General features: G+C 76.5%; 5 protein-coding genes and 2 pseudogenes. 2 read left to right on the top strand and 5 right to left on the bottom strand.

What is annotated here, in order from left to right; genetic code table 11:
- Window positions 1–662: SGNH/GDSL hydrolase family protein (locus EAO71_RS00445; protein WP_147975769.1), on the bottom strand; the 662-nt coding region annotated here is incomplete at its 3' end.
- A gap of 43 nt (window positions 663–705) precedes the next feature.
- A complete protein-coding gene (locus EAO71_RS00440) occupies window positions 706–1212 on the bottom strand; it encodes an Lrp/AsnC family transcriptional regulator (protein WP_147975746.1) in 507 nt (168 codons plus the stop codon).
- 308 nt (window positions 1213–1520) lie between these two features.
- Between EAO71_RS00440 and EAO71_RS00435 the strand changes: the two are divergent.
- A pseudogene (locus EAO71_RS00435) lies at window positions 1521–2414 on the top strand (FUSC family protein); the annotation flags it as partial.
- A 468-nt stretch (window positions 2415–2882) separates the two neighbouring features.
- Here EAO71_RS00435 and EAO71_RS38375 read toward each other — a convergent pair.
- Window positions 2883–2933 (bottom strand): annotated as a pseudogene (locus tag EAO71_RS38375) (hypothetical protein); the annotation flags it as partial.
- Window positions 2934–3109: 176 nt separating this feature from the next.
- Between EAO71_RS38375 and EAO71_RS00425 the strand changes: the two are divergent.
- A complete protein-coding gene (locus tag EAO71_RS00425) occupies window positions 3110–4150 on the top strand; it encodes a lactonase family protein (protein WP_147975745.1) in 1041 nt (346 codons plus the stop codon).
- A 160-nt stretch (window positions 4151–4310) separates the two neighbouring features.
- Here EAO71_RS00425 and EAO71_RS00420 read toward each other — a convergent pair whose 3' ends face one another.
- Together EAO71_RS00420 and EAO71_RS00415 are read right to left on the bottom strand one after the other, a co-directional pair.
- Window positions 4311–5234 (bottom strand): sirohydrochlorin chelatase, encoded by a 924-nt coding sequence (locus tag EAO71_RS00420; protein ID WP_147975744.1) that lies wholly within the window; start codon window positions 5232–5234, stop codon window positions 4311–4313.
- A gap of 87 nt (window positions 5235–5321) precedes the next feature.
- On the bottom strand, window positions 5322–6296 hold the full coding sequence (locus EAO71_RS00415; RefSeq protein ID WP_147975743.1) for an N-acetylglucosamine kinase: 975 nt from the start codon (window positions 6294–6296) through the stop codon (window positions 5322–5324).
- Window positions 6297–6299: the final 3 nt, after the last annotated feature.

The following is a 6299-nucleotide window of genomic DNA, read 5'->3' as shown; positions in this document are numbered from 1 at the left end:
ACGGCGCACGCGGCCGTGGCCTGGAAGGCCTGCCGGGTGGTGGGCCGCGCGAGGCCCCTGCCGGGCAGGGCCAGGGCGTGGGCGACGGCGGCGGCGATCCGCTCGTGGCCCAGGGGGCCGGCGTGCAGCCGGTCCGCGCTCCAGATCCGCGGGTCCGTCACCACCTCGTGCCCCGTGCTCTCCGAGACGACGACCCCGTGCCGCGCCGCGGCGACGCGGATCCGGTCGTTCAGCTCCTCGATCCGGGGGCGCAGCGGCCGGGCCAGCGGCACCAGGACGGTCAGGTCGGGGAAGGTGAGCGTCGCGACGCGCGTGCCGGCGCCGGTCAGCGCGGCGAACATCGCCTCCAGGTGCCCGGCCACCTCCGCCGCGTCGAAGGACGGCCGGAGCATGTCGTTCACGCCGGCGACCACCGTGGCCAGGTCGGGGCGGAGCGCGAGGGCGGGCGCGAGCTGCCGGGCCCGTACCTGGCCGGCGAGCAGCCCTCGGACGGCGAGGTTGGCGTACCGCACCCGGGGATCCACCACCGCGAGCCGTTCGGCGAGACGGTCGGCGAAGCCGCGCAGGCCCACGGTGTCGTCACCGTCGCCGACCCCCTCGGTCTGGCTGTCGCCGAGGGCCACGTAGCGGAGATAGGGGGTGGACTGCTCGCTGGTCGGCATGGCCCCACTCTATGGTCAGCAGAGTGGGTATTCAACAAATCTACTAATCAGTGAGGGGAGTGCCGAACCGGCCGCCGCGCGCCGACGACCGCCCCACCGACTCGACCAGGGGCAGCAGGCGGTGCGGCACGCGCTCCCGCAGCGCCATCTCCGTGCGCGTACGGACGACCCCGGGCAGCTGGATCAGCTGCTGGATCACGTCCTCCAGGTGGCCGTTGTCCCGCGCCACCACCCGCGTCAGCAGGTCCCCGCCGCCGGTGATCGAGAACGCCTCGACGATCTCCGGAACGGCGGCGAGCGCGTCACCGACCTCGTCCAGGTGCCCCTGCGTCACCTCGATGTGGACGAAGGCGAGCACGGGGTGCCCGAGCGCGGCCGGCGACAGGAACGGTCCGGTGCCGGTGATCACCCCGTCCCGCTCCAGCCGGTCGACGCGAGCCTGCACGGTGCCCCGCGCCACCCCGAGGATCCGGGCGTACTCCCGCACGCTGGTGCGCGGCTGCTCCAGCAGCAGGCGCAGGATGCGCGTGTCGAGCTCGTCCACCGCCATGGTCCGATGGCCTCCTTCTGGCCGGCGTCTACTCGCGAAGACTGTACCAATGGCCCACCTTCCATCGGTTGAGTTGAGCCAGTCGGCACAAGGATGTTTTCCTCGGAGCAGAGAACGTAGACGGCGCCGCGCATGCGCCGGACCGGCGACGAGGCCGGTACCGGACCGCGGCGCCTTTCCCATGTCCGAGAGCCGCCACGAGCAGGCCCGGGCACGAGATCACGCGAAGAGGGTGTGTGTACGGCAGCGGGGGCGGGTCGACCGTCGTGAAGAAGGGCCGGGAGACCGGCGGCCGGCTGGTCAGGCTGATGTTCGTGGCCCCGGACCCGGGGAAGGTCCGGCTGCGCGTCTCCTCGCGCGCCGTCCTCGGCGTCGGGCTCGCGGTGGCCGCGGCCGAACTCGCGGGCCTCTCGATGACCGCCTCCATCACCGGGGGACTGGCCGCGCTGCTCGCGCTCTTCACCGTCGGCGACCCCACCGTCCGCCGGCAGGTCCTCACCACCGCCCTGCTGCCCGCCGCGGGCTTCCCGGTCCTCGCGCTGGCCACCGCCCTGCACGGCGCGCCGCTGCTGCGCGACGCCTCCTGGCTGCTCGTCGTCTTCGCGGGGGTCTACGCCCGGCGCTGGGGTCCGCGCGGCCACGCGCTCGGCATCTTCGCGTTCATGATGTTCTTCGTCACCCAGTTCCTGCACGCGCTGCCCGCGCAGCTGCCGGAGCTGTACGGCGCGGTGACCCTCGCGCTCCTCGTCGCCGGAGCCGTGCGCTTCGTCGCCTGGTGCATCGAGCGGCGCGTCCCGCCGCCCGCCGCGCCCGCCCCGCTGCCCGGCAGGGGCCTCGCGCGGCCCACCACCCGGCAGGCCTTCCAGGCCACGGCCGCGTGCGCCGTCGCGCTCGCCGCCGGGCAGGTCATCTCGCACGACCGCTGGTACTGGGCCGTCGGCACCGCCTGGTGGATCTTCGTCAACACGGCCTCGCGCGGCGAGACGCTCGTCCGGGGCTTCCGGCGTGTCGTCGGCACCGTCACCGGCATCGCCGCGGGTCTCCTCGTCGCGATCCCGCTGGCGGGCGCGCCCGCTCCGACCGCCGCGCTGGTCGCCGTCTGCGTCTTCGGGATCTTCTACACGGCGCCGCTCTCGTACAGCTGGATGATGTTCTTCGTCACCGTCATGGCGGGCCTGCTCTACGGCCTGCTCGGCGTGCTCCACCCCGGGCTCCTGCTGCTGCGCTTCGAGGAGACCGCGGTCGGCGCGCTCGGCGCCGCCGTCGGCGTCGCCCTGCTGCCCGTGACCACGCACGCCGCGACCAACGCCTGGATCGAGCGGGCCGTGACCTGCGTGCACGAGTGCACCACGGTCGCCGCCCGTCGCCTCGCCGGGGACCCGGATGCCGACCCGGCCCCGCTCGCCGCCGAGCTCGAGCTGCTGCTCGGCCGGGCGAGGATCACGCTGGCCCCGCTGACGCACCCGCTGAGCCCGCTGCGCGCCCGCAAGGCCCGCGCCCGCCACGTCCTCGCCCTCCTGGACGACTGCGCGCGGGAGATCCGGGGGCTCTCGGCCGTGGCCGCCGACCCCGACGCCTCGCACGACGCCCGGCTCGCCGCCGCGTCCTGGCGGGTCGAGGTCGAACCACGTCACGTCGCCGGAGCGCTCGTTGGCCGCGTACAGCCGCCGTCCGGACGGGTCGAGGGCCAGGTCACGGGGCCAGTGGCCGCCGCAGGGCACGGTGCCGACGAGGGCCGCCCGGCCGCGCCGTCGCCCGCACCCGTCCTCCGTCCCGGAGCGGGCCGGCCGCCCTCCCCGTCCGCCCCGCCAGGACCCAGTTGGTCTAGACCGCCTGCTAACGTCGGGCCGGACTACGGAGCGGTCGACCCCGGCCGCTCGGCGGAAGGGGAGACGCCATGGGCGGCGCGCGCAATCCGGTACGGGCCTTCATCGGCTCCTTCACCTCGGCGGGCGGCCGCGGGATCCTCGCCGCCGACGTCGACCCGCGGACGGGCGCCCTGACCGTCACCGGATCCACCGACGCGGTCGCCGACCCGTCGTACCTCGCACTCGCCGGCGGCACGCTCTACGCCGTGTCCGAGACCGAGGCCGGAGCGGCGGCCGCCCTCGACGTCAGCGGAGCCGCGCCGCGGCCGCTCGGCGCCCCCGTGTCCGTCCGCGGCGCCGGGCCCACCCACCTCGCCGTCGCGGCCGGGCACGTCCTGACCGCGAACTACGGCTCCGGCAGCGTCACCGCCCTCCCCGTCGCCGCCGACGGCTCCCTCGGACCGGCCGCCGGCGTCGCCCGGCACCAGGGCTCCGGGCCCGTCGCCGACCGCCAGGCCGGTCCCCGCGCCCACCAGGTGCTGCCCGCCCCCGGGGGCCGCTGGGTGGCCGCCGTGGACCTCGGCACGGACTCCGTCTGGATCCACGCCCTCGACGCCGCGACCGGCGCCCTGCGGCCCCACGGCGAGACCGCCCTGCGCCCCGGCACCGGGCCGCGCCACCTCGCCTTCCACCCGGCGGGCGGCCACGCCTACGTCCTCAACGAGCTGGAGCCCACCCTCACCGTCTGCCGCTGGGACGCCGACGCGGGCGTCCTCGAACCGCTCGGCGAGGTCCCGGTCCTGCCCGAGGGAGCCGCCGGGCCGAGCTACCCCTCCGCCGTCGTCGTGGCCCCCGACGGCCGCTTCGTGTGGGTGGCCGTCCGCGGCGCCGACCTCCTCGCCGTCCTGGTCCTCGACCCGGACGGCGGCCGGGCGGCCCTCGTCGGCACCGTGCCCTGCGGCGGCCACTGGCCCCGTGACCTGGCCCTCGACCCGTCCGGACGGCGGCTGTACGCGGCCAACGAGCGCTCCGGCGACGTGACGTGGTTCGACCTCGACCCGGAGACGGGCGTCCCGAGCCGGGCGGGCGCCGTCGAGGCCCCCGCGGCCACCTGCGTGGTCCTCGGCTGACGGCGACCGGCCCGCGGCGCCCGCGGACGGCGGCGCGGGCCGGGCTCGCCCCGCAGCCGTCCCCGCCCGGCGGCACGCAGACGGGAGGGCCCGCTCCGGATGACTCATCCGGTGCGGGCCCTCCCGTACTGCTTCGCCGGCCTGCGCGCTCGCGCGCGGGTCAGTGGCTCGGCGCCCCCTGGGACTGCTGCGAGCCGATGCCCAGCGCGGCGGTGTACTGCGAGAGCACGAGCTTGCCGATCGCCGGGTACGCGCCCAGCGGCTCGGCGGAGGCGCAGCCCGCCTCCTTCGCGGCGGCGTCCAGCAGGCCGTCCGCCAGCTCGGGACCGATCAGGTACGGCGCGAGCGCCAGCTGCTCGGAACCGGAGCCGCGCAGCTGCTCGGCCACGGCGGTGATGGAACCCTCCTGGTCCAGCGCCGCGGCGATCACCGGGACGGCCAGCCGGGCGGCCAGCAGCATGCCGGTGATGCCGGCGGCCTGCACGGCCTCGTCGCCGCCGACCGTGGCCAGCACGATGCCGTCGGCGGCGGTGGCCACCGTGAACAGGCGGGCGCGGTCGGCGCGGGCCAGACCGGCCTCCGACAGGCGCACGTGCAGGGCCTCGGCGAGCAGCGGGTGCGGGCCGAGGACGTCGGTCAGCTCGGCGATGTTGCCGCTGTCCATGACGGCCTGGCGGATCCGGCGCATCAGGGCGCTGTCCGGGCCGGCGAGCAGCGGGACCACCACGGCGGCCGGACCCTCGGGGGCGCTGACCTCGCGACCGGCGGCCAGGGCCAGCTGGTAGCGCTCGGTGCGCACGGCCGCGGTGCGCGTGAGCGCGGCCGCGAGCGAGGGGTAGTCGGCGTCGTCACCGTCGAGGTAGCCGATCACGGCCTCCAGGCCGGGCAGCTCGGAACGGGCGATGCTCACGACCTCTTCGGCCAGCGAGCGTATGGCGGGCGAAGGCTCGCCGGGGACGGCGAGAACGAGTGCGGGAGCGCCCTCGGGCGCCGCCGCGGGTTCGGGGCGGCGGTGCCGTCCGGTCTGGCGGGGTCGCGGCATTCGTACAGGCAGGCCGGAAGCAGGCCCAGTGGGGGAGCTCATGGCGCCGCATGCTACTGGTTTTGCCCGCCGCGCAGTTCGGTGAGGTGCGACAGAGCGTTATCTGCCCCCCTATGTCCGAACAGTGGCTTACCTGATGAGATGGAGCATCCTCGGCTCCTCCGGCAGCAGGAGCGAACCGGTCGCGCACGCGGCGGCGAGGGAGACGGCTCCGGCCAGCGGATCGCCGGCGGCGGACACGGCGCGGACCTGCGGCAGTTGCTCCGCGAGCTCCGCGAGCTCCGCGCGCAGCGGCGCCAGCAGGGCGTCCCCCATCTTGAACAGACCGCCCGTCAAGGCGACTTCGCACGGCAGGCCGACGGGGCAGACGGCGGCGGCCGCTTCGGCGATGTGGGCCGCGGCCCGCGCCAGCACGTCACCGGCGACCGGATCACCCGCGTCGGCGCAGACGGCGACCGAGGGAGCGAAGGAGGCCAGCAGGGCGGGGCGGTCGGTCCGCGGGTAGAGGGAGCCGGGCAGTCCGGCGGCCGGCCCGAACAACTCCTCGGCCCGGGCGAGCAGCGCGGCCGAACCGCCGCGGCGGCCGTCGTACGCGCGCATCGCCGCCTCCAGGCCCGCCCGGCCGATCCACGCGCCGCTGCCGCAGTCGCCGAGCAGATGGCCCCAGCCGTCGGCCCGCCGCCAGGCGACCAGGTCCGTACCGAGCGCGATCATGCCGGTACCGGCGGCGACGACCGCCCCGGGCCGCTGCCCGAGCGCCCCCGCGTAGGCGGTGACCGCATCCGCGGCGAGGACCAGCGTGCGCACCCCCAGGGCACGCTCCAGTGCTCCGGGCAGCTCGGCGCGGAGTTCGTCGCCGAGCGTCGCCATCCCGGCGGCGCCGACCGCCACCGCCACGACCGTCCCGGCGTCGCCGCCGGACGCCTCGGTCCGGAGCGTCTCGACGGCGGGCAGCACCTGCGCCAGCAGATGGGCCGCCTCGATCCCGCCCGGCCCGGTCCGCACCGGTTCGCGGGACGAGACCGAGCCCAGCACCCGGCCGCCCGACGCCTCGGCCAGGGCGACCCGCAGGCCCGAACCGCCCGAGTCGACCCCGACGACCAGATC

Origin of the sequence: Streptomyces sp. MS191, from assembly GCF_008042125.1 — a bacterium.
In the GTDB taxonomy this organism is placed as follows: Bacteria; Actinomycetota; Actinomycetes; order Streptomycetales; family Streptomycetaceae; genus Streptomyces.
The sequence above is the reverse complement of the archived record's forward strand: the minus strand, read 5'-3'. Positions and strand labels throughout refer to the sequence as shown.